The sequence below is a fragment of the Acetobacter garciniae genome (assembly GCF_017377735.1).
In the GTDB taxonomy this organism is placed as follows: Bacteria; Pseudomonadota; Alphaproteobacteria; order Acetobacterales; family Acetobacteraceae; genus Acetobacter; species Acetobacter garciniae.
Genome location: NZ_JAFVMH010000003.1, coordinates 104,121 through 124,716, shown reverse-complemented (window position 1 = coordinate 124,716; position 20,596 = coordinate 104,121). Strand labels below are relative to the sequence as shown.

The following is a 20,596-nucleotide window of genomic DNA, read 5'->3' as shown; positions in this document are numbered from 1 at the left end:
CCTGGTGTTGTGGACACGTCCTTTCAGAATACTCCAGGTGCTGATGCTCGCCGGTATCCTGCCTGCGGCGGCGGCCCTTGTACTGGGCGGGCTTGGCGTGCAGCCCACCATGGTGCCCGCCATGGCGTTCATGAGCTATGTGCTGCTGCAATTCGCCATGGGCGTGCGCTACCCCGGCGACAGGCCAGTGATGGCGCTGTGCCTGCCCTTTCTTCTTGTCGTGACATGGACCCTGCTGGGTTCGATCATCATGCCGCGCCTGTTCATGAACCAGGTCATGGTCTGGCCGCAGAAGGGGGATTCCGTCGGCGGGCGCGTTTTGCTGGCCCCCAGTTTCGGCAATATCTCGCAAGATATCTATCTGGCCGTGAACGCCAGCTTCCTAGTGGTTGCCGCACGGTTCCTGACCCGCAGCGATATCCGTATCGAGCGGCTGTACCGCACCTTCCTGATCGGCGGGTGGTGCGTGGTCGCCATCTGCCTGTGGCAGCTTGCCCACCGGCTGGCCGGCGTTCCCTACCCTGACATTTTTTTCTATTCCAACCCCGGCTGGTCGGTTCTCAAGACCCAGACGGCAGGGCCCATGCCGCGCATCAACGCCTCCTTCTCGGAACCGGCCGCCTGCGCCACGTTTTTGAGCGAGGTGCTGTTCTCCAGCGTATGGATCGTGCTGCAAGGCTACAGGGTGGCGCAGGCCAAATGGCTTATTCCCGCCTCTGCCCTGGCCCTTGCCTGCACGACCTCCACCACCGGCTTCATTACCGTTGCCGCCGGGTTGTGCCTGCTGCCCCTGGCGGCACTGGCAAGTGGGGCGAACAGGCTTTTGGGCAATATCATGCGCCTGATGCTGGGCGGTGCGGTGGTAATCGGGTTCGGGGTGCTGGTGGTGGTCACCCTGGCGCCCTCGGTCGTGCCCGCCGTGCAGTTCGTCTACCAGTCCACGGCTGAAAAAAAGGAAAGCCAGTCCTACCAGGATCGCTCGCAGGTGGATCGCGATTCCCTCGAACTGGTAGGGCAGACCTATGGGCTGGGCGTGGGCTGGGGCAGCAATCGCGCCTCCAGCCTGCTGCCGGGGATATTGTCCAATACCGGGCTTGTGGGCGGGGTCGGACTGATGATCTTCAACATGACGCTGCTGCGCGCGGCCATAAAGGCCCGCCGGTCCATGCCGCCGGGGCCCGAACGCATGGTGATCGAAGGCGTGCTGCCCGCCCTGATCGGCGGGCTGATCGCGGCGTGTCTTTCCAGCCCCACGTTGGAATATCTCGATTTCTACCTGTTGATCGCCCTGCTGATCGCAGCCATCGCGCGGATCGGCCTGTTGCGAAAAATGGCGGCCGCGATGCGCCCACCCGCCCTGGTGGCCCAGCTATCGCTTGCGCCGATACCCCCCTGTACTCCCGTGAAACCGGACCCGTCCCAGCTTATGCACGAAGTGGGATAGAGCCGGTTCCTGCGGTTTGCCGATCTCATCATCAGGAACGTATGGCATGGATAACTCTGTCTTTGCACGCAGCCTTCCCCTGCTTGCCCCCGGGCCCGTTTGCGGCCCGACGCAGCTCGTCCCCCATGATAGCGCACCGTCAAAGCCGGACCCGTTCAGCGAAAGCTGGTGGTGGGATGCGGCAACACGCGGGCGGTACGACATGATAGAGGTCCGGCGCGATGGCAACATGCGCCTTGCCCTGCCTGTATACAAATTGAAAAAACACGGGCTCATGACCATTGCTATGCCGCCCTATACCCGCACGCTCCGGCCCGATCTCACGCTGCCGCCATCGGGTCCGTTCAAGCGGCGGCGCAATATCCGCATGCTGGTGGGGGAACTGGTCGAACGCCTGCCCCAATACGACAACCTGCGCCTTCTGCTTGACCCGGAGGATGAAACGCCCTTCGGGTTTTCCCTGGCCGGGCTGCAGATCCGCCAGAAATTCACCTTCCGTCTTGCCGCGGGCTTCAGCCTTGATCGCACATTGCGTGACTGTGACCAGAAAAGTCGCAATCTTATCCGCTCGGCCGGGCGCAGGCTGGAGGTAACGCAGGATATCGGGCTTTCCAACTTTATCGCCCTTTCACGGGTGGAGCGCGGGGCATCGGGCAATACGCACCAGTTCACGGTGCTGGAACGGATATTCGAACAATGCGCGCGGCGCGGGCAGGGTACTACGCTCAGCGCATGGGACGGCAGGAAATGTGTCGCCTCCGTTATCATGGTCTGGGGAAGCCACACGGCCTATTTCTGGCAGTCCACCCGCGACCGGCAAAGCGGGATCTGCGGCGCCAACCTGCTGCTGTTATGGAAATGCATAGAAATAGCCCATGCCAGAAACCTGATATTCGACTTTGACAGCTATCATTCCGTGGAAACCGCCAAAATGGTCTCCAGCTTCGGGTGCCCGCCCATCGCCCGGCCCGAAATCAACGGTCGTTCGCTGGCATGGCATGTCGCCACCACCAGCAAGGCCATTGCCCGGCGTGCCCTGTCGCGGGACCTGGACTGGCACGCGTGGTAGAGCGGGCCTGTCGGACAGGCACGGCCCCAAAGACATGAGAAATGCCGCCGGGCGAACCCAGCAGGCGGCCGGCCCGGCAGGTTGCGGTTCCGGGGCATTCATTCCCCACCGTGCCGGGCCATGGCTGTATGGAACAAAATACATTCGCCGGCGTTTGCGAAATGCCGCCCGCCCGGCGCCTTGCAAACCACGCGTTATCAATGCCCATTCAGTGCCGAATCATGGCGGGTCTTCAAACGACGATCACCATCCGCGATCATTCCGGGAGGCCCAGATGTTACTGAAAATGTCTGAAGACGTTGCAGCCCCACCCCAGCCGGCCTTTCCGGTTCTCTCTGCCCCGGCACTCAGGCAGATCGTTCATGACATGAACCATCGGGGCTATGGTGTCGCGCAGGATTGCATCCGCCCCGAAGACCTGGCTCCCCTGGCCGCGTTCATCGAACACGCCGTCGCGCAGGCAGGGGGCGAATATATCTCTTTCACCGGTGCCGAAGCCCTGCGCGATACCTTCCTGCACGTGCTGTCGGGCACGCCCGAATTCATGGCCGCATGCAGGGCACTTTATGAGGCCGGCACAAGACACCCGCTACCGCATGCCGCCTTTTACCAGGTCCTGCGCTGCCTGAGCGGTAAAACCGGGGCGGATCATGCGTTCCTGTTCCACTACGATTCCTTTGTGCTGACGGCGTTGATGCCCGTCATCATGCCAACGCAGGGCCAGTTGGGCGATTTGATCATGCTCCCGCGCATGCGTAAAATTCGCAGAACATACCTGGGCAATCTGCTCGACAAGGTTCTGCTCGACAACAGGGTTACCCAGAAATTCCTGAAAAAACACGTGCTTTCCGGCAGGATAAAAACCATAAAAGTCTCGATGAAACCGGGGAACATCTATTTCTTCTGGGGCTATCGGGTCGTTCACGCCAATGAACCCTGCGATCATGATAAAATACGGGCAACCGCCCTGTTCCATTACGGCAATCCGCACGCACACAGCCTGCTGCGCCGCATCATGCGCAAGACATCTCCCGCCTGAAACAGAAGATTTTTCCCAAAACACCGGATTGCGCACGACCCGAACACCACGCCGCAGCGAAACACGACCAGACAAATCCTTACATTACGGAAAGATTTTTCATAAACCTGAAAAATACCCGGCAGTGCTCGCACATCCATGAAAGACCAGAAACCTGCGTCAAACCGTGCCTGCGCTCATGGCCCGTCCGGCGTGCGTATCCGCACCACATGCACGCCATCGGCCAGTGTGCCCGCAGCCGGGGTGAGCAGGATTGTCGCCTCCCGCATCGCCCGGTAGCCCTGGGTGTCGCGAACATCGACAAGGACCACGAAACTCCGTGGCCTGACCTCGCCCGGCAAAGGCTGGTGCGGCATAAACAGGCCTGCCTCGCGCAGGGCCTGGCGCACCACGGGGTCGGCCAGGCCGATATCGGGATCATTGGGCTGGGTCAGGGACAGATGCGGCCGCAGGGCCTGCAACAGCCGTGGCGTCATGCCCAGCACCAGCCCTAGTTCTTCCACGCTCTGGAACGCGCCATACGGCGGGCTGTAGCCACGCCCCGCAACAAGGTAGCGCTGGCGCGTAGCCGCCGCGTTCCCCGCAGCACTGCTGCGCCATTGCGCCATGTTCGCGGCAATGTCCGCCGCCTGTGCCGGGGTGGCGCCACAACCGTGCAGCAGGGCAACCAGCAACGCCCTTGGGGCGGTGTTGGGGTTGACCAGCCCGGCCTCATCGAACAGGCGCACCGTCATGGCGGCCCCCTGCATGCCGGGGGTGTAGGCCCTGCCATCCATGGCCCAGCGGGCGGGGGAGCGGTCCAGCGCGTGAAACACCGCATCCCAGATCTCGCCTTCCGCCAGGGCCTGCACCTGGGCCGCACCCCGCAGGGCCGACGTGCCGCGCAGGGCCGACCCCGCCACGGCCAGCACCACCGATACCAGCAGCGACAGCCCCACCAGTGTCCACAACACGATCAGCAGGGCAAAGCCGCCCTGCCCACGCGCGTTACCCCCTTTCCTGCCCGGTTGTGCCGCCATGGGGCCCTGCCGATCACCGGTCCAGCCGGACCTTGCGGCGCAGCCATTGCTGGGGGTCCGAACTGCCGGTGCGGTGCATGGGGCCAAGTTCGTCGGGCACGTTGGCGGCGTTGGGGTGGGTGTCGCGCAGGTCTTCCATCAGGCTTACGGCGTCGCGCTGGTCGTGAATGACATGGGGCGTGATCAGGATCACCAGTTCGGTGCGCAGGCGGTTGTTGTTCTGCGTCCCCGCCAGGAAGCCGAGTATGGGAATATCCTTCAGCCATGGAATACCGCTATTGGCGCGCGAGGAACTTTCGGTAATCAGCCCCGCCAGCCCCACGGTCTGCCCGTCCTGCACCACCACGCGCGAACTGACCGAACGGTCGTTGAAGGTGGGGTTCGTGCTGGTGCTGGTCGTGGTGACGGGGGAGGTATTGCTGATGGAACTGACTTCCTGCGCGATATCGAGTGTCACCAGCCCGTTCTGGCTGACATGGGGCGTGACCTCCATGATCACGCCCGTGGGCTGGTAGGTGAACTGGTTGTAGATCGAGGTGCCGATGGTGCTGGACTGCGATCCGATCTGGACCGGCACAAGCTGGCCCACCTGCAGGCGGGCAGGCCGGTTGTCCTGCACCATCAACTGCGGCGATGACAGCACATGCACGGTCGTGACGTTCTGCAGCGCATCGATCGCGAAAGGGGCCCCGCCCCCGCTGGCCCCGCCAATGATAAAGCCCGGCAGCGTATGGCTGAACGCGGCGGACGCCAGGGTGTTGACGGTAATGGTCTGGCTGTTGTTGCTCAGCACGCCATTGATCCCGCCGGACTTGAAGAAGAACTGCGTGCCGTATTGCAGCGCGTCGTTCAACTGCACTTCCGCCACCACGGCATCTATGCGCACCTGCAGGGGCATGACATCGATCCGGCGCATCATCTGTTCGAGCGTGTCGCTTTCCTGGTCCGTGGCGTAGACCAGAATGGCGTTATGCTGCGTGTTGTAGATGATCCGCATGCCCTGTGGGTGGGGTTCTGCCTGGGCGGTGCTGTCCAGCCCGCCCAGCAGCGGGTTGTTGAAGGCCGCCGCCTGCTGGCCCGCACCGGCTTGCGTGCCCCCCTGTGTGTTCCCTGATGTGCCGGCTTGCGCCCCTGTTTGCGATGCCGCCCCCAGCCCGGTTTCCGCCGTGCCACCGCCCAGGCCCCCACCCAGCGTGCCGCCGGTGGTGCCCCCGATCGCACCCCCAGTCGTGCCGCCGGCTGTACCGCCGCCCATTGTGCCCCCACCCAGCGCATTGGCCATGCCGCCGGTAAAGCCTGTCTGCCCCAGTTGCGACGCCGCACCTGCATTGCCCGGCGGCAGGGCCGTGACATTATCGGGGGTGAACGCCTGTTGCAGCGTATAGGCGATGTCGTTGACGGAGGAATTCTGCACATAGAAAATATGCCATGACCGCACGCTGGCCCGGCGATTGCGCGCGATCAGCGCGAACAGGCGGCGGGCATCGTCGATATAGCGTGCGCTGCGTGCAACGATCAGCACAGCGTTGACACGGCTGAGCGGGAGGACCTGCACCACCTGTGCCAGCGAGCCGCCGCTGCCATGCAGGGCGGTCTGCAAGGCGGCTGCCATATCCTTGGCATTGCCCGATTCCACGGGCAGCAGCGCATAGGACTGGCTGCTCAGCCAGTCCACGTCGAAGGCCGCGATCACCTCCACCAGCGCGTTGCGCACCGTGGGGTCGCCCCCGACAAGGATCGCATTCGCGCTGTCCACCGCCACCACCCGCGCCCCGGACTGCACGAAAGGCTGCAACGCGCGCGCAAGGGACGTGGCCTCCGCATAGCGCAGCGGCACCATGATGGCACTGCCAAGGGACGCCGCATCGCCCACAGCGCCGGCACTGGCACCGGCGGCGGTACCCGCTTCGGCCTGGCCGGGCACGATACGGTACAGCCCGTCACCGCGCAGCAGCACGGCGTGCACCTGGGCCAGCATGATCTCCAGTGCGGGCAGGACCTGGGCCACCGTCAGGGGGGCAGAGGTATGCAGCGTGACCTGCCCGCGCACCGCCGGATCGATGGCGTAGTTGACATGCAGGATATCGGTCAGGATCTGCGCCACGGCATCGCGCACATCGGTATCGGCAAAATTCAGCGCGATATCGCCCCCGCCCCCCGCGCCACCCTGCACGATGCCGGGTGTTACCGTCCGCCCAAAACTGTATTCCACCCGGCCCGTCTGGTCCGCCGGGCCCAGCCGCCCCTGCGTTGTATCCGCGGGGGGGCCGGGCAGGGGCAACACCCCCAGCGGGCGCACATGCGGCGGCCCATGCTCGCACCCCCCGACCCACAGGCACAGGACAAGCCCCGCGCACCGCAGGGGCAGGCAGACCATCAGGCTATCGGAGGCACGGGCATAAGCGGTCATGGCGTGGGGCCTGTCACATGAGCGGAGGAAGACGGGGGAGAGCCATTGCCCGGCCCCACGGGCGGGGCCGGGTTCCGGGCCGGGCCAGAAACTGGGCCAGAGGGTGGGCCAGAAGCGGGGCCGGGCACCGGATGCTCGGCGCTGCGATCGCGATCGGGGCGCAGAACCTGTTCGCCCGACGGCCCGCGCACATGCACCACGCCAGTGTCTATGGCGGTAACGGTCCACGGCCCGACAACCCCGCCCACATCGACCACCTGCCCACGCCCCTGCCCCGCGACCATGAACAGGGCCCGCCGCCGCCCGCTGCTGACCACGATCGCCGTCAGGCGCGGCAGGCCATTGCCCGCGGCAACCCCTGCGGCAGGTCGCCTTGCGGGGCTGAACAGCGGGCGGGCCAGAATGACCTGCCGCGCGGCTTCGATCCCCGCCGCATCGGGCAGGGGCTGCGGCCCCGGCACACGCCCCGTCGCCTCCACCGCCACACGCAACGGCGCAGCCCCGGCCATAAGTCGGGGCGCAGCGTCGAGAACACGCGACGGCGCGCCTTGACCGCCCCCCGCAACGGTCGTTGCCGCACGCACAGCCGACGGCGGCGCAGCCCCCGCATCCGTGACTTTGCGATGCGTCACCTCATGATGAATCACTTCCGGATGCGTGCCACCGGGATACGTCACGTTGGGGCTTGTCACTTCGGAATGCGTGCCATCGGGGCGTGTCGCTCCGTGGTGCGGGCCTTTGGGGGGTGTCAGCGGAACCTGCGCGGGGGCGGAATGCGGGCTCACCGGCGTAAGGCCCCGATGGGCAGCCCCCGCCACCCCACTGCCCAGCAGGACCGTCGCCACCAGCAGAACCGGCGCGCCGGGATACGGGCCAGAACGGGTCATGGCGCGTCCCCCGCAGGCGGGAGCGATGGCGGGGAGGGTGCGGGAGATGCGGGGTCCCCCACGATGGCCGGGGCCGACCCGGCAGGCGAATCCGGGGACGATTGCGGGGATGTCGGCCCACCCGCGGGCGCCCCAGCGGGGGCCACAGTGGAAGCCGTTATGGGGGCAAATGCCGAACCCTCCACAGGGGCCGGGGCGGATGCAGGGGGTGCGTTGGGGGCGCCGTCCGCGTGGCGGAATGCGTAGACGATCATGTCGCAGTCCATGTTGGCGGCGGCACCGCCTTCTTCTGCTACGCGCAGGTGCAGTGCGTCGATCACGCTGGCCGGTGTTCCCGCTTCAAGCCGGGCGATAAAGCCGATCACGGTCGGGAACGAGGCGCTGATGCTGACATGCAGCCCGATCCGCCGGTAATGCCCCACCAGCACGGAGGGCACGTTTTCGGTGCTGACGATACTGGCCCCCAGCGCGGTCGCCACCTGCTGAAGCCTGTCCTGCAGGTTGGCGCCGGCCACGGCGTCGGTCGCCCCTTCGATCAGGGGGGACGGGCCGGGGGCCGCAACTGCTGCCGCGTGGCGCAGGGCGGGCAGGGTTGCCACCAGCCGCTGCATGCGCGCCAGTGTCGCGCGCTGGAGGGCCAGCCCCTGCGCGCGCTCGGCATAGCGGCTCCATACCGGGCCCAGCACGGACAGCCAGGCCAGCCCCAGCACGCAGCCCAGCAGCAAAAGGGCCAGCGCGCGGCCCGCACGCCCTTCGGGCAGGCGGCGTATCAGTGCTGCGACGGACATCACCCCTCCCCTTTCCCTTGCGCCATGGTTCCCCTGAGGCATGGTTACGGCCCGCCCCCCTTGGTGCCGACATCGACCCGGATGGAAAACGCGCTTGCCCCCTGCCCCTGCGCGCGCGTGACCGGGGCCGCGAAGGCAGGATCGTGGAACAGCGTGTTCGTGCTTAACGCCTGAATAAGGGCTGTGGGCTCGGGCGACTGGCCGATCATGATCAACTGCCCCTGCCGCAGGACCAGATCGGTCAGGAAACTGTTATCGGGCAGGACCTGCGTGGTGGCGGCCAGAACGGCCATGGGGTCGCCCCATTGCTGGCGCGCGCGGGCAATGACGGTGGCCCCCGCCTGCCGGTCTTCCACAGTGCGGCGTAGCAGCATCGCCTGGTGCAGGGCGGGTTGCAGGGCCGCAATCCGGGCCGCAAGGCGCGCCTGCTGGGCCGACTGGTGCGAAAACAGCGCCGCCACCGCCAGCACCGGCAGGCACAAAACCCCCGCCAGCGCGGCACCGCGCAGCACGCCCGGCCCACGCCCCCATCGGCCCGCACGCCCCGCCCCGAGGGCGATACGCCCCGCGCCCCCCGTATCCTCCACCCAGGCGGGGCGCACGCCCAATGTGGCCAGCATGTGCAGGGCGGGTTCGATAAAGGCGCGCGGCACCACGGATAGTACAAGCTGGATCTGGTTCAGTTCCGGATCGCGCCGCACGATATCGTAACGGTAGACAACCGCATCAGCCGCAAAGGGGGTCAGCCGGTCCATCTCGAAGGCCAGGGCGCCGCCCAGATCGGCCTCGGTCGCGGCAGGCAGGCTGACCGCGCGGCGGATGATCCGCCCGGCCCCCAGCCGCAGCACGATCGCAGCGGGGGCCGGGCGGGCCTTCAACACCGCATCGCACGCGGCGCGCAGGGTATCGTCAGGGGGGGCGGAAGTGGCCAGCGTGCCCAGCGTCACCCGCCCGCCCGGCCCTTCCACGCACAGGGTCAGGGTCGCGCCATCCCACAACGCGACCAGCACCGGCCGGGACGAAAAACGCACAAGCCGCAACCGGCGTGGCACCAGGCCGCGCATCTGCCGCCACCACCAGTCGAGAAAGGCGCTGACGATCATCACGCAAGCCTGTAATCGCGCCCGCAAGGGGGCCGACCGGTGAAGCGTTGCCTGGCCCCTTGGAAGAGCCAACGGGGGAGCCATGGGGGGAGCCCGCACGCCCGGCCTGCCGTCCGCTCATTTGTCAAAACCTGCTGGCCTGTCGGGGTCTTTTCACGTGCCGCATGGCCCGCACCTGCCAGACCGCACGGATCTGTCGTGGCCCCTGTCCGTGCGGGAAGGCGCGTATTCGTCCGGTGTTGCGCGCCCGGCAGTGCCCCGGCCTTGGCATCTGTGGGGCCCGCAGGTTCTGTCAGGGCATGGGGTCGCGCAGGGGGGCTGCGACGATATCGGGCCAGTGCCTGCCATCGCGGGGCACAAAGCGGATGCCGATCCGCACCAGTTCGGGAAGCCTGTCGCCGTACCATGTCTTTTTCCAGTTTCCGTTGGAGAAATAGGCGCATTCCATGTCCTGCACGCCGGCCAGCAGAACCTGCTGCCGCACGGGCATGGCCGGGGCGATGACATGCCGGTAGGCGACCCAGCCGAGTATCAGCCGGTGCGCGCCGTCCACCCCCAGGCGGATATCGGCCTGCCCGTCCGCCCCCATCCCCGCCGCCGCCCGCAACGCCTGCGGCAGCACCGTGCGCAAGGCCAGCCCATGCGCCTGCCCGACAAAAAACAGGCCGCTGCCCCCACCCGCCCCGATGGAACTGGTGGGGCTGGCGGAAAGGCCGCCAGTGGGCTCACCTCCGGCTGCGGAATCCAGACTGGCAACGGGGCCGCTGGTGCCACCGGGCCCACTCCCGGGATCGGCCTGCGCGATCAGCCCGCGCAACACCCGGTCGAACGCGCCCAGTTCGGCCTGCCCATCCAGCAGGCTGCGCTGGCGTTCGAACAGCATGGTTGCGGCGCGGAACCCCTGTTCAAGCACCAGCAGGACCAGCGAGAACACGACCAGCGCCACCAGCAGTTCCAGCAGGGTAAAGCCCCCCTGCGCCACCCGCCCCCGCGGGGGTGCCTGCTCGTTCATGGTGCCTCCCCCGCGGGGCCGAGCCGCCTTGTGTGCAGCACCAGCATGCGCCGGCCTGTAGCGGTCTGCGGGTCGGGCCAGGATTCGCTGACCTCCACACGGTACAGGCCCAGCCCGCCCAGAGCGGTCTGTTCCGTCTGTTCGGGCAGGATGCGCACATGCCAGTGAAAGCCGCTGCCGTCGTCCCCGTCCTGTTCCAGAACGCCCACGCGCATGCCGTGGCCCACCGCCGCCAGATGCGACTGCGCGCGGGAGATGGCCTGCTGCGCGCGGATTGCAACCTGACTTGCCGCAACGCCGTCCACCATGCCGCGATAGACGACCGAGAACGCCATGATCACGATCACGAACGCCACCAGTACCTCGATCAGGGTAAAGCCCTGCTGGGCTGCTTCACGGGCTGCGCCATGGCCTGCCCCTGGGCCTGCCGCCAGACGTGCTCCGGGCCCTGTTGGGGGGCCTGCTCGGGGGCGGGGGCAGGCGCGCGCAGGGCGGGGTTGGGCTGTCATGGCCCCTCCAGCGTAATGGCCCCGCTCAGCCAGTTCACGCGCAGCACCACCCGCCGCCCGCCTTCCGCCAGCACGATGGGGGCACCCAGGGCGCTGCCGTCGGGAAAGAAGACGATGCGCGCGGGCCCGCTTGCCAGGGCGACCTTGCGTGGCAGGGTGGGAAGCACCGTGCCCGGCCCGGGCGGGCCGCCATACCAGACCCCTGCGGGCCCTGTTCCGATCGTGAACATGCGCGTACTCCCCGCCCCAATGGCCTGCAACCGGGTTTCCCGCAAGGCGGAGGCAAGCAGTTGCCCGGCCCCGCGCAGGTCCAGTGCGGGGGAATGGAACGGGCCGCGCGCCAGCCCCAACGCGCCGATCAGCCCCAGAACCAGCAGCACCACGATCATTTCGATCAGGGTGAAGCCGTCTGCATCCGCCGGGCTGGCTCTATTGCGCAAGGTCGTTCAGGCTCAGCATGGCCAGCAGCAGGGAGGAGACAATTCCCGCCACCAGCAACCCCATGACAATGGTGATCGCAGGTACCAACAACGCAACCAGACGCTGGGTTGCAAGCCGGGTCTGTTCCTCGTGAATATTGGCTGCCTGCAACGCCATGGCCCCCAGCCGGGCCGTTTCCTCGCCCAGGCGCAGCAGGTGCACCATGCGGGGCGGAAACACGCCCGCGCGGTCCAGTGCGCCGGCCACGCCGCGACCGGCCTTGGCACTGCGTATGGCATCCTCTATCGCGGCAAGGGCTGCGCGATTGGCCAGGGCCGTGCGCGTGATCGCAAGGCAGGACAGGATGGGCACGCCGTTTTCAAGCAGGGTTCCCAGCATGCGCGCGAACCGGGCGGCCAGGATTTCGCGCAGCAACGACCCCGCCACCGGCAGCCGCAGCACCCATGTATCCGCCCATAGCCTGATGGCCGGGCGCTTCAGCAACGCGCGCGCGCCAAGCCCCAGCCCCAGTGCCGCCACCGGCAGCGCCAGCCCGTAGCGGCCCAGCCAGTCGCCCAGCCCCACCATGAACTGCGTGGAGGCAGGCAGGGCCACCCCATTGCTGGCAAACAGGGGCGTGAACTGCGGCAATACCTGGGTCAGCAGCAGATAGACCGACCCCATGGCGGCCACTGTCAGCACGGCCGGGTAGATCATGGCCGACTGGACGGTCGCACTCAGCGCGCGTTCGCGCTCCAGCAAGGTGGCCAGGTGTTCCATGGTGGCGGCCAGCGTGCCGCTGCCCTCCGCCGCGCGGACCATGCCGGTATACAGGCGTGGAAAGCTGCGCGGATAGCGGGCCATGGCCGCATGCAGGGTGCTGCCGTCGCGCACCGCCGCGCGGATCTGCGCCAGAAGGGCGCGCACGCGCGCACGCCTGCTGCTATCGGCCACAAAGCGCAGTGCGCGGTCGATATCCTGCCCGGCCCCCAGCATGACCGCGAGTTCGCGCGTCATGGAAGCAAGTTCCGCCCGGCGCAGCCCACCCCGGCGCAACCCGGCCCCACCGGCCCCCAGCCCCGCCACGAAGGCGAAGGGGCCAGGGGGTGCGATCCGCATGGGAATATGGCCCTGGGCGCGCAGCGCGGTCGCGGCTTCGGCCCTGCCCGGGGCTTCGATCATCCCGCGCACCAGAACCCCCTGGGCGTTTACGGCCGTGTAGCGGAATTCAGCCATGGGCGGGCGCCCTCATCATCCATCCTCGCGGATGGAGCGCATGACTTCCTCTATCGTGGTCTCACCCCTCAGGGCGGCTGCAAGCCCTGCGGTGAACATCGGCACCATGCCCGCGGCAATGGCTGCGCGTTCTATGGCGATATGATCGGCGCGTGCGAAGATCAGCCGCTCTATGGCGTCATCGGGTTCCAGAAGCTCGGCAATGGCCTGACGGCCGTTATAGCCGGTGTGGCGGCATTGTGCGCAGCCCGTGGCGTGGAACAGGCTGACCGGCCCGTCGTGCCCCAGCCCGCGCAGGTGCAGGCGCTCCACCAGTTCCGGCGGGGCGGTGTAGGGCACCTTGCAGACATCACACAGGCGGCGCACCAGCCTTTGGGCCAGCACGCCCCGCAGCACGGCGGTCAGCAGGTAGTCCTCCACCCCCATGTCGCGCAGGCGGATAATGGCGGCGGCGGCGGAATTGGTATGCAGCGTGGACAGGACCAGATGCCCGGTCAGTGCCGCCTGCACGGCGATCTGGGCGGTTTCGATATCGCGGATTTCGCCCACCATGATCACGTCGGGGTCCTGGCGCAGGATGGCCCGCAGCAGGGCCGCGAAACTCAGCCCGATCTGGGGTTTGACCTGCACCTGGCTTATGCCGCCAAGCTGGTATTCCACGGGGTCTTCTATGGTCACCACCTTGCGGGTGACGGCATTGAGATCGGCAAGCCCCGTATACAAGGTGGTGGTCTTGCCCGAACCCGTGGGCCCGGTCACCAGCACGATGCCGTTGGGCAGGGCAAGGAGTGCGCGCAGGCGGGTGACAATATCGGGCGCCAGGCCAAGGGTTGCGTAATCGAAGCGCATGGTGGAGCGGTCGAGCACGCGCAGCACCACTGTTTCCCCATACAGGGAGGGAATGGTGGAGACGCGGAAATCCACCTCGTGCCCGCGCACCGCCAGCTTGATGCGCCCGTCCTGCGGCAGGCGGCGCTCGGCAATGTCCAGCCGCGCCATGATCTTGATGCGCGAGATAATGGCCGGAACAAGCTGGGCGACCTGGCTGTCCATTTCATGCAGCACGCCGTCGTAACGGTAGCGCACGCGCAGCCGGTCCTCGAACGGTTCGAGATGGATGTCCGACGCATGGGTTTCCACCGCGCGGCTGATGATCTGGTTGACCAGGCGGATGACCGGCGCTTCCGACGCCAGGTCCTTCAGCCGTTCGGCGTCGTTTTCCTGGCCTGTGTCTTCCTCCGCCGGGGCTGTCTCCTCATCCTGCGGGCGGGGGTACAGGCGGTCCAGCGCGCTTTCAAGCTCGATGGGCGTGGCTACGCGGGGTGCGACCTCCAGCCCCGTTACGGCGGCAAGGGCTGCGGGGGTGAAGCCATCAAGCGGGTCGCGCAGGGCGACAGACAGGACATGCCCCGCCACCCCCAGGGGCAGGGCATGGGCATCGCGCAGGAACCGCGCGCCCAGCACATCGGCCAGCACGGGCTCGTCCGGATAATCGGCCGGGGTGGCAAGGGGAATGCCCAGCAGGTCCGCATAGGCGTGCGCCATGTCGCGTTCGGAGACCAGACCCAGTTGCAGCAGGATCTGGTCGAGCCGCCGCCCGCTCTGTTCCGCCGCGCGGCGGGCGCGCTCTATGGCCCGGGGTTCGCACCGCCCCTGCGCCACCAGCAGGGCCGCCAGTTCCTCCACACGGGGCGTATCGGCCAGCCCCGAAGCAGGTGGGTCGAAGGGTTTGGCGGGGATCGCACCCGGCCCCCCGTTCGCGCCGCCATCGGAACCGGGGCCGGTGTCGAGGTCCATGGGCGGGGTTTCCGGCACGACCAGCGGGTCGATAGGCCACAGGGCATCCGCATTGGTGTTCGGCGCGCTGGCGGGGTCGGGTGGCAGCGTTTCGGGGGTGGCAGGCGGGGCAACAGGCCATGGCGGCGCATCCGCATGGGCGTTGGGGGCGGCGGAGGGGCCGGGCGCATTGTCGGGGCGGGTGTCATCGTCCATGGTGGCGGCCTTTCGCGTTCATGGGCCGGGCAGGCCGGCGGCCCGGCACAGCCATGCGCCCCATATCGCCACGGCAAGGCCGGGCCCGAACGGCACCCTTTGCCCGCGCGCCAGCCCGCCGCGTGTGGCAAGCCAAGCCCCGCCCAGTGTCAGCACCGCCGCCGCACAGACAAGCCGGGGCAGCACGGCCGGGCCCAGCCAGGCCCCGGCGGCGGCCAGCAATTTTGCATCGCCCAGCCCCAGCCCATCCTGCCCGCGCACGCGACGATACAGGGCCGCCATGCCCGCAAAGGCCGCGTAACCCAGCCCTGCCCCCACGCCACGAACCATTACAGCGCGCCACCCGCCCCCTGCCGCCAGCGCCAGCCCCAGAGCCACAAGGGGGAGGGTCAGCACGTCGGGCAGGCGATACGTCCTGAAATCGATCATGGCCAGAACGAGCAGCCACCACCCCAGCACGCAGCCCTGCCACACCACCTGCATGGGAAAAGACGCGCCATATACGCCCGTTTTCACGCCCTGCCAGCATGCCAGAAGCGCCAGGACCGCAATCCCCAGGGCCATAAGCTCCATGGCAGGGTGTTCGGCATCGATCCGCGCGCCACAGCTCCGGCACCGCCCGTTCTGGATCAGGTAGCTGACCAGCGGCACCAGTTCGTGCGGGCCCAGCACTGCCCCACACCCCGCGCAGGCGGAACGCGCGATCAGCACGCGCTCGCCCCTGGGCAGGCGGCAGGCCAGCACGCCCAGGAACGAACCCACGAAAGGGGCCAGCAGCAGCACGAGCCAGGGCGTGTTCAGCATCGGGATCGGGCTCAGGGATTGCAGATAAGGGCTGCCGTATTGGCGGCATTGCCGGTGGACCCCGCCGAACACAGGTCATAATCATGGCCCGGCCGTTCGGACGGATTGCGGTAAATATAGGGGTGCCGCCAGGGGTCCAGCGGTTCGGCCCCTTCGCGCACATAGGGGCCGTTCCAGTTCTCCGCCCCGTCGGGGCGGGTGACGAGCGCGCGCAGCCCCTCCTGCGTGCTGGGGTAGCTGCCCATGTCCAGCCGGTAGAGGTCGAGCACCTGCCCCAGCCGCTGGATCGACTGCCGCGCCACGGAATTGCGGGCCCCGCCCAGTTGCCGCAAAGCCGCGGGGGCCACCAGCCCGATCAGCAGGCCGAGAATGGCAATGACCACCAGCAGTTCCAGCAGCGTGAAACCCTGCTCCCGCCTTGCCGCCAGGTGGCGGGGCGGGACGGATAATCGCACGGATCTTGGCATGGAAATGGACCTCCTGCGTTATGAAACCCCAAGGGCATGACGGGAAGGGTACAAAAAAGTGCCGCCCGGGCACGCGCCTGCCCGGCCTGCCGCGCCACGAAAAACGCCCGCTCCCGCGAAACCCGGGGGCGGGAAAAACCCTTTTGAGGGGGAAACATGCCGCGCCGGGCGTGAAAAAGACCGGCTGCGAACCCCATGGGCACAAGAGGCGGCGCAAGAGCCAGAAGAGCCAGAACGAAAAGGATATCCGTCATGGCCATTGTCTATCTGGGCTGCATGGTGCTGGCCGCATCCCTCTACCACCTGCCGCCGCGTGTCCTGCCGGTGATCCAGCTTGTGGAAGGCGGGCGCAACGGCCTGATCCATCGCAACACGAACGGGACGGAGGATCTGGGCGTGATGCAGGTGAACACCATATGGGTCGGCCCCATCGCCCGGTATACCCATACCGCGCCGCAGACCGTCTACCGCAACTTGCTGAGCCAGCCTTGCTACAATATCAGCGCGGCAGGGGCGATCATGCGGCTCAACCTGCTGGGGGCGGGGGGCAACCTGATGCGTGCTGTCGGCGATTATCATTCCCACACCACCCTTTTCAACCAGTCCTACCAGGCACTGGTGCTGGCCCGCGCCCGCGCCCTGTTCGCGCAACCACCCGCGCGCGCCACGCCGCAGGTGCTGGCACCGGCACTGCCCCCCGTAGTAGCGCCCCCATTGGTACCGACATTGGACACCTCCGGAGGAATCACCGGTTCAGCACCGTAACGCGCAGGGCACTGAAACGGGTGCTTCCGGCTGTGGAAAATAACGACACATTCGTGCCATCGGCGGGCGGAAAGACCAGATCGGTCATGCGCAGCACGCCATCATTGGCAAAAACCTCGACGGAACAGCGGTCGATCACCACATGCAGCGACACCACGCCACCGGGTGCGGCCAGATGGGCGATGTGAACCGGGCTGAATTTGGGGGAAAACCCGACATCGCCCGAATGGCCGCGATCCACGATCAGATCGGCGGTGGTGAAATCGTAGCTGATGACCGTGCCGGTTTTACCATCGGGGGTTTGGCGCACCACAAGCCCTGCGCGTGTACCATCCCCCCGGCGCAGGGTCAGGCGGATATCCAGCACATCGCCCCTGAACGGCGCGCGCCACGGCCGGTCACGCCCCACCATGCGGTCGGGGTAGGTCCGCATGCCCTGCCGCGCCAGCCAGTCCCGATATGGCTGGGCGGGTGCCTGCACCAGCGTGGGGTGGCCGTCCAGCGTTTTCAGCGCAAGTTCGGCAGGCAGGGTCATCTGCCCCCGCCACGGTGCGGTGGGAACGTCTTGCGCGTAGTCCCAGTTGTTCATCCAACCGATCAGCGTGGGCGGGCCAGTTCCAGTATTGGCGATGCGCGCCGTTGCGTAATGATCGGCCCCGTGATCGAGCCAGCCATAGGCGGACGGATCGGCCCCCACCGGCGGCAGCGCATCGGGGGTGAAGTGCACACCGTCGAACCGGCCGATAAAATACTGCACCCCCGACCCGCCAGCGATGCTCCACGGATTGACGCTGACAAGCATCACCCAGCGCATGTCCTGCGGATTGCCGTCAAGCGGAAGCGGGACCAGCAGCGGCATTTCCCACGCCATACCCGGCTTGCGATACCCCGAGGGCTGAAAGTCGCTCAGGAACGACCAGTGCAGGAGATCGGTCGAACGATAGAGCTTGATGACCTGCGCATCCCCCACCACCGTTGCCATGATCCAGCATTGCCCGGCCGCGTACCAGGTCAGGGACGGGTCGCGGAACTGCCTGGAATCGGGTTGCAGAGTCAGGATCGGGTTATGGGCATAAGCCTGCCAGGTCGCGCCATTATCCAGACTATAGGCAAGCGATTGCGCCTGCGTGCCGTCGGGATGATCCGGGTGGTCGGTAAAAACCGAGGTATAGAAAGCCAGCAGCGCCGGGTGCTGGACATTCCCCAACCCAGAACGGTTATCGCGATCGAGGATGACTGTGCCCGAAAACATGTCCTCCCCGGGTTTTGCGCGTAGGGCTATGGCCTGTTCGTGCCAGTGCAGCAGGTCAGGACTGGTGGCGTGCCCCCAGGACATGGGCCCCCAGACCATGCCGCCGGGATTATACTGATAAAAAAGATGATAGACGCCATCGAGCAGGATCGGGCCGTTGGGGTCGTTCATCCAATGCGCGGCGGGGGAAAAATGCAGGGCCGGTCGCCATTGCGGTGTGTCCGCCCCCAGCCCCGGCACCGGGCAGGACAGCAGCAGCGCAAGCCCTGCCGCAGCGCCCCGGCACCCGGCGCGCGCCGCCAGCCTGCCCCACCCCACGCCCAGTATCCGGCCCCGCCATGCCATGCGCCCTTTCCCCCTCTGTCGCATGCAAAGTTACCCGGCCCCCTCCCCCGCCTGTTTCCAACCGGGGTGGAATGGAGCCGGGCTTTGCATAGGCACTTTGCGCTCGGGCATTCCCGCACTTTACAGGCCGTCTATGCGCCTAATGCCCGCTATTGAGAAACGCGTTGATCTGCCCTGTCACGTTCCGGCCCACCTGCGCGTTCTGGCTTGCCAGGTCCGCGATGAAGGCGAGAATGTTGATATCCACCCGGTTGGCCGGAATATCGCCATAGCCGCCCAGCCCGCCATTGCCATAATGCGTATCGACAGCCGAAGCAGCCCCCCCGATCCGGACTTTCACCGTAGGGGCCAGCGTGCCGCCGCGCCGGGTTTCGATCGTGTCGATAAAGGATTCCACCAGCCCGCCGGGCATGACGTAATGCGAATAGGACTGGAACGCCCGCGGGTTCTGCTGCGGGTCGGGGTCGTAATCCGTGCCTGCGGGTGTATTCAGGTCGGTCGGGTTGCCCAGCACCAGCCCGCTGCCATAGTTCATGGGCTGGAAATCGCTGCGGATGCCGTTGCCCACAAAACCGTACACGCCATCCGGCCCGTCCACCCCCGCGGCAAAGGTCGTGCGGTGGCTGATGGTAAAGATATAGTATTTGCCGTTATCGATATACATCTGCGGGCGTTCGGTCTGGTCGTTCACGCAGTTCGCCGTAATCAGCGGCGAAAGGAACGTCCATTTCGACAGGGATGAATCCGTGGCCCGCGCCAGGCCTATGGCGGCCATCTGGTAATAGGCCCCGCTGTCCAGCACCTGTTGCAATGTTTCGGCCTGCGGGTCGTTCGGGCGGTAGCCCAGATCGGCATCCGTGCAGCGGGGCGTCTCACGCTGGCCTGCCGTATTGCCTTCGAAAACCATGTAGTTCGTGCCGGGGTGTTTGGGATCTTCGAACGTGAACGGATCGCGGAAGTTGTAGTACGGATTCTGCGCGCCATTCTGGTACAGCACGCCATCGGGCCGCAGCAGGGCCGTATGGGTGGTAAAGCCCGTGAACCATACATGGTTGAAATCCGCATGGATCTTGCCCAGGCTTTGCGTAATGACCGCCTGCGAGGGGGTTATGTCCTCACCCGCCGCATTACGGTTGAACGCCATGTCGGTATAGAACAGCGAGACATCGTTCCCGTTCGTGTTCAGCAGCCGCATGGACCCGGACCATTCCGCCGTGATCGTGTAGGTCGTGCCCGCGAAAACCTGTTCCTGCGCGCCTTCGGGAATGATCAGCCCGCCATAGATCCACCCCCCATTGGCCGGACGCCTGCTGGCAGGCACGCCCGCGCGCCGGTAAAAATAGCCGATCCGCGCATGGGTGTGCCGATCGTCGAAGCCATATCCGGCGTTTTTATCGGCAGTGAGGCAGAAAATGACCTCCCACCCGTTATAGCTGTACTGGTTGGCGTGCTTGTCGATCAAGGTCCAGGTGTCCCATACCCATACATCCGGGTTGATGCTTGGAAAATCTGCGGGAATATCGGGCATGATCAACTGCGCGGGCAGGGAATTCTGCCCCGCCGGGACCGAGGTGGAGGAATGCGCCTTGATCTGCAACGCATCCGCACGCGTCCAGCGGGCGGTAAACGTGCCATCGGGCGCGTAAGCCTGCTGGGTATGGACAGAGGGAAGGGCAAAGCCCGGCACGCCGGACAGCGAACTGCCCGGGAACATGCGGCCTGCATGCGGCATCATGCCCGGGCGGGGCGGCACGCGCGCGGCTTCGCGCCGGGCGTCCTGCGTCTGCTGGGCAAGGGCGGGCATACAGACGGATGCAAGCAGCGATCCGGCCAATGCCATGGCAAGCATCGGGCCTGTATTGCGTGGTTTCAGCATGTCAACCTCCTGACATACAACATTTTTCTAGCAGGAAAGCAGTCGGGTCCATCGTATCCACACCCGCAGGGAAGCGGGGCGGGACTGCGGGCCCTGTGCCTGCGGTGGACTTACGAAATCACATCATCTTGAAATTAGTCAAACTTAATTTAATAATTA

General features: G+C 66.5%; 18 protein-coding genes. 4 read left to right on the top strand and 14 right to left on the bottom strand.

The window, feature by feature from the left end:
- The first annotated feature begins 43 nt into the window (after window positions 1–43).
- From J2D77_RS08230 to J2D77_RS08220, 3 genes are all read left to right on the top strand, one after another.
- Entirely contained in the window at window positions 44–1,444 is a 1,401-nt protein-coding gene (locus tag J2D77_RS08230) for a hypothetical protein (protein ID WP_230975677.1), read from the top strand.
- Between the two features lie 46 nt (window positions 1,445–1,490).
- Entirely contained in the window at window positions 1,491–2,513 is a 1,023-nt protein-coding gene (locus J2D77_RS08225) for a GNAT family N-acetyltransferase (protein WP_207845801.1), read from the top strand.
- A gap of 286 nt (window positions 2,514–2,799) precedes the next feature.
- Window positions 2,800–3,552, top strand: coding sequence for a hypothetical protein (locus J2D77_RS08220; protein WP_207845800.1), 753 nt, complete (start codon window positions 2,800–2,802; stop codon window positions 3,550–3,552).
- Between the two features lie 176 nt (window positions 3,553–3,728).
- Here J2D77_RS08220 and J2D77_RS08215 read toward each other — a convergent pair whose 3' ends face one another.
- From J2D77_RS08215 to gspG, 12 genes are all read right to left on the bottom strand, one after another.
- A complete protein-coding gene (locus J2D77_RS08215; protein WP_207845799.1) occupies window positions 3,729–4,571 on the bottom strand; it encodes a type II secretion system minor pseudopilin in 843 nt (280 codons plus the stop codon).
- 13 nt (window positions 4,572–4,584) lie between these two features.
- Window positions 4,585–6,981 carry a type II secretion system secretin GspD gene (gene gspD / locus J2D77_RS08210; protein ID WP_207845798.1) on the bottom strand — a complete coding sequence of 799 codons (2,397 nt, stop codon included), beginning with the start codon at window positions 6,979–6,981 and terminating at the stop codon, window positions 4,585–4,587.
- Window positions 6,978–7,868 (bottom strand): hypothetical protein, encoded by an 891-nt coding sequence (locus J2D77_RS08205; protein WP_207845797.1) that lies wholly within the window; start codon window positions 7,866–7,868, stop codon window positions 6,978–6,980. Before J2D77_RS08205 ends, gspD begins: the two co-directional genes overlap by 4 nt.
- Entirely contained in the window at window positions 7,865–8,656 is a 792-nt protein-coding gene (gene gspM / locus J2D77_RS08200; RefSeq protein WP_207845796.1) for a type II secretion system protein GspM, read from the bottom strand. The genes J2D77_RS08205 and gspM overlap by 4 nt, the downstream gene beginning before the upstream one ends.
- Before the next feature lie 44 nt (window positions 8,657–8,700).
- Window positions 8,701–9,759, bottom strand: a complete 1,059-nt coding sequence (locus tag J2D77_RS08195; protein ID WP_207845795.1) for a PilN domain-containing protein — start codon at window positions 9,757–9,759, stop codon at window positions 8,701–8,703.
- A gap of 292 nt (window positions 9,760–10,051) precedes the next feature.
- Window positions 10,052–10,771: a prepilin-type N-terminal cleavage/methylation domain-containing protein gene (locus J2D77_RS08190; RefSeq protein ID WP_207845794.1), complete on the bottom strand. Its 720-nt coding sequence runs from the start codon at window positions 10,769–10,771 to the stop codon at window positions 10,052–10,054.
- Entirely contained in the window at window positions 10,768–11,280 is a 513-nt protein-coding gene (locus J2D77_RS08185; protein ID WP_207845793.1) for a type IV pilus modification PilV family protein, read from the bottom strand. The genes J2D77_RS08190 and J2D77_RS08185 overlap by 4 nt, the downstream gene beginning before the upstream one ends.
- Entirely contained in the window at window positions 11,277–11,720 is a 444-nt protein-coding gene (locus J2D77_RS08180; protein ID WP_230975654.1) for a prepilin-type N-terminal cleavage/methylation domain-containing protein, read from the bottom strand. The genes J2D77_RS08185 and J2D77_RS08180 overlap by 4 nt, the downstream gene beginning before the upstream one ends.
- Complete coding sequence (locus J2D77_RS08175; protein ID WP_207845792.1) at window positions 11,710–12,936, bottom strand: type II secretion system F family protein; 1,227 nt, start codon at window positions 12,934–12,936, stop codon at window positions 11,710–11,712. Before J2D77_RS08175 ends, J2D77_RS08180 begins: the two co-directional genes overlap by 11 nt.
- A gap of 15 nt (window positions 12,937–12,951) precedes the next feature.
- Window positions 12,952–14,928 (bottom strand): GspE/PulE family protein, encoded by a 1,977-nt coding sequence (locus J2D77_RS08170; RefSeq protein WP_230975653.1) that lies wholly within the window; start codon window positions 14,926–14,928, stop codon window positions 12,952–12,954.
- An 18-nt stretch (window positions 14,929–14,946) separates the two neighbouring features.
- Window positions 14,947–15,732 (bottom strand): prepilin peptidase, encoded by a 786-nt coding sequence (locus tag J2D77_RS08165; RefSeq protein ID WP_207845791.1) that lies wholly within the window; start codon window positions 15,730–15,732, stop codon window positions 14,947–14,949.
- 11 nt (window positions 15,733–15,743) lie between these two features.
- A complete protein-coding gene (gspG, locus tag J2D77_RS08160) occupies window positions 15,744–16,199 on the bottom strand; it encodes a type II secretion system major pseudopilin GspG (protein WP_207845790.1) in 456 nt (151 codons plus the stop codon).
- Window positions 16,200–16,451: 252 nt separating this feature from the next.
- On the opposite strand from gspG, the gene J2D77_RS08155 reads away from it, so the two are divergent.
- Window positions 16,452–16,964 (top strand): lytic transglycosylase domain-containing protein, encoded by a 513-nt coding sequence (locus tag J2D77_RS08155; RefSeq protein ID WP_207845789.1) that lies wholly within the window; start codon window positions 16,452–16,454, stop codon window positions 16,962–16,964.
- On the opposite strand, the gene J2D77_RS08150 is transcribed toward J2D77_RS08155, so the two are convergent.
- Both J2D77_RS08150 and J2D77_RS08145 read right to left on the bottom strand, forming a co-directional pair.
- The gene (locus J2D77_RS08150; protein WP_207845788.1) at window positions 16,945–18,561 is read right to left on the bottom strand and encodes a glycoside hydrolase family 32 protein; all 1,617 of its coding nucleotides are present in this window, start codon (window positions 18,559–18,561) and stop codon (window positions 16,945–16,947) included. The two genes, J2D77_RS08155 and J2D77_RS08150, sit on opposite strands and share 20 nt — an antisense overlap.
- 139 nt (window positions 18,562–18,700) lie before the next feature.
- The gene (locus J2D77_RS08145) at window positions 18,701–20,437 is read right to left on the bottom strand and encodes a glycoside hydrolase family 68 protein (RefSeq protein WP_207845787.1); all 1,737 of its coding nucleotides are present in this window, start codon (window positions 20,435–20,437) and stop codon (window positions 18,701–18,703) included.
- Between the last annotated feature and the right edge of the window lie 159 nt (window positions 20,438–20,596).

Excerpts from the sequence above, each read along its gene's own strand:
- J2D77_RS08230 (WP_230975677.1), top strand. The coding sequence starts at position 44 with ATGCTCGCCGGTATCCTGCCTGCGGCGGCGGCCCTTGTACTGGGCGGG.
- J2D77_RS08225 (WP_207845801.1), top strand. The coding sequence starts at position 1,491 with ATGGATAACTCTGTCTTTGCACGCAGCCTTCCCCTGCTTGCCCCCGGG.
- J2D77_RS08220 (WP_207845800.1), top strand. The coding sequence starts at position 2,800 with ATGTCTGAAGACGTTGCAGCCCCACCCCAGCCGGCCTTTCCGGTTCTC.
- J2D77_RS08215 (WP_207845799.1), bottom strand. The coding sequence starts at position 4,571 with ATGGCGGCACAACCGGGCAGGAAAGGGGGTAACGCGCGTGGGCAGGGC.
- gspD (WP_207845798.1), bottom strand. The coding sequence starts at position 6,981 with ATGACCGCTTATGCCCGTGCCTCCGATAGCCTGATGGTCTGCCTGCCC.
- J2D77_RS08205 (WP_207845797.1), bottom strand. The coding sequence starts at position 7,868 with ATGACCCGTTCTGGCCCGTATCCCGGCGCGCCGGTTCTGCTGGTGGCG.
- gspM (WP_207845796.1), bottom strand. The coding sequence starts at position 8,656 with ATGTCCGTCGCAGCACTGATACGCCGCCTGCCCGAAGGGCGTGCGGGC.
- J2D77_RS08195 (WP_207845795.1), bottom strand. The coding sequence starts at position 9,759 with ATGATCGTCAGCGCCTTTCTCGACTGGTGGTGGCGGCAGATGCGCGGC.
- J2D77_RS08190 (WP_207845794.1), bottom strand. The coding sequence starts at position 10,771 with ATGAACGAGCAGGCACCCCCGCGGGGGCGGGTGGCGCAGGGGGGCTTT.
- J2D77_RS08185 (WP_207845793.1), bottom strand. The coding sequence starts at position 11,280 with ATGACAGCCCAACCCCGCCCTGCGCGCGCCTGCCCCCGCCCCCGAGCA.
- J2D77_RS08175 (WP_207845792.1), bottom strand. The coding sequence starts at position 12,936 with ATGGCTGAATTCCGCTACACGGCCGTAAACGCCCAGGGGGTTCTGGTG.
- J2D77_RS08170 (WP_230975653.1), bottom strand. The coding sequence starts at position 14,928 with ATGGACGATGACACCCGCCCCGACAATGCGCCCGGCCCCTCCGCCGCC.
- J2D77_RS08165 (WP_207845791.1), bottom strand. The coding sequence starts at position 15,732 with ATGCTGAACACGCCCTGGCTCGTGCTGCTGCTGGCCCCTTTCGTGGGT.
- gspG (WP_207845790.1), bottom strand. The coding sequence starts at position 16,199 with ATGCCAAGATCCGTGCGATTATCCGTCCCGCCCCGCCACCTGGCGGCA.
- J2D77_RS08155 (WP_207845789.1), top strand. The coding sequence starts at position 16,452 with ATGGCCATTGTCTATCTGGGCTGCATGGTGCTGGCCGCATCCCTCTAC.
- J2D77_RS08150 (WP_207845788.1), bottom strand. The coding sequence starts at position 18,561 with ATGGCATGGCGGGGCCGGATACTGGGCGTGGGGTGGGGCAGGCTGGCG.
- J2D77_RS08145 (WP_207845787.1), bottom strand. The coding sequence starts at position 20,437 with ATGCTGAAACCACGCAATACAGGCCCGATGCTTGCCATGGCATTGGCC.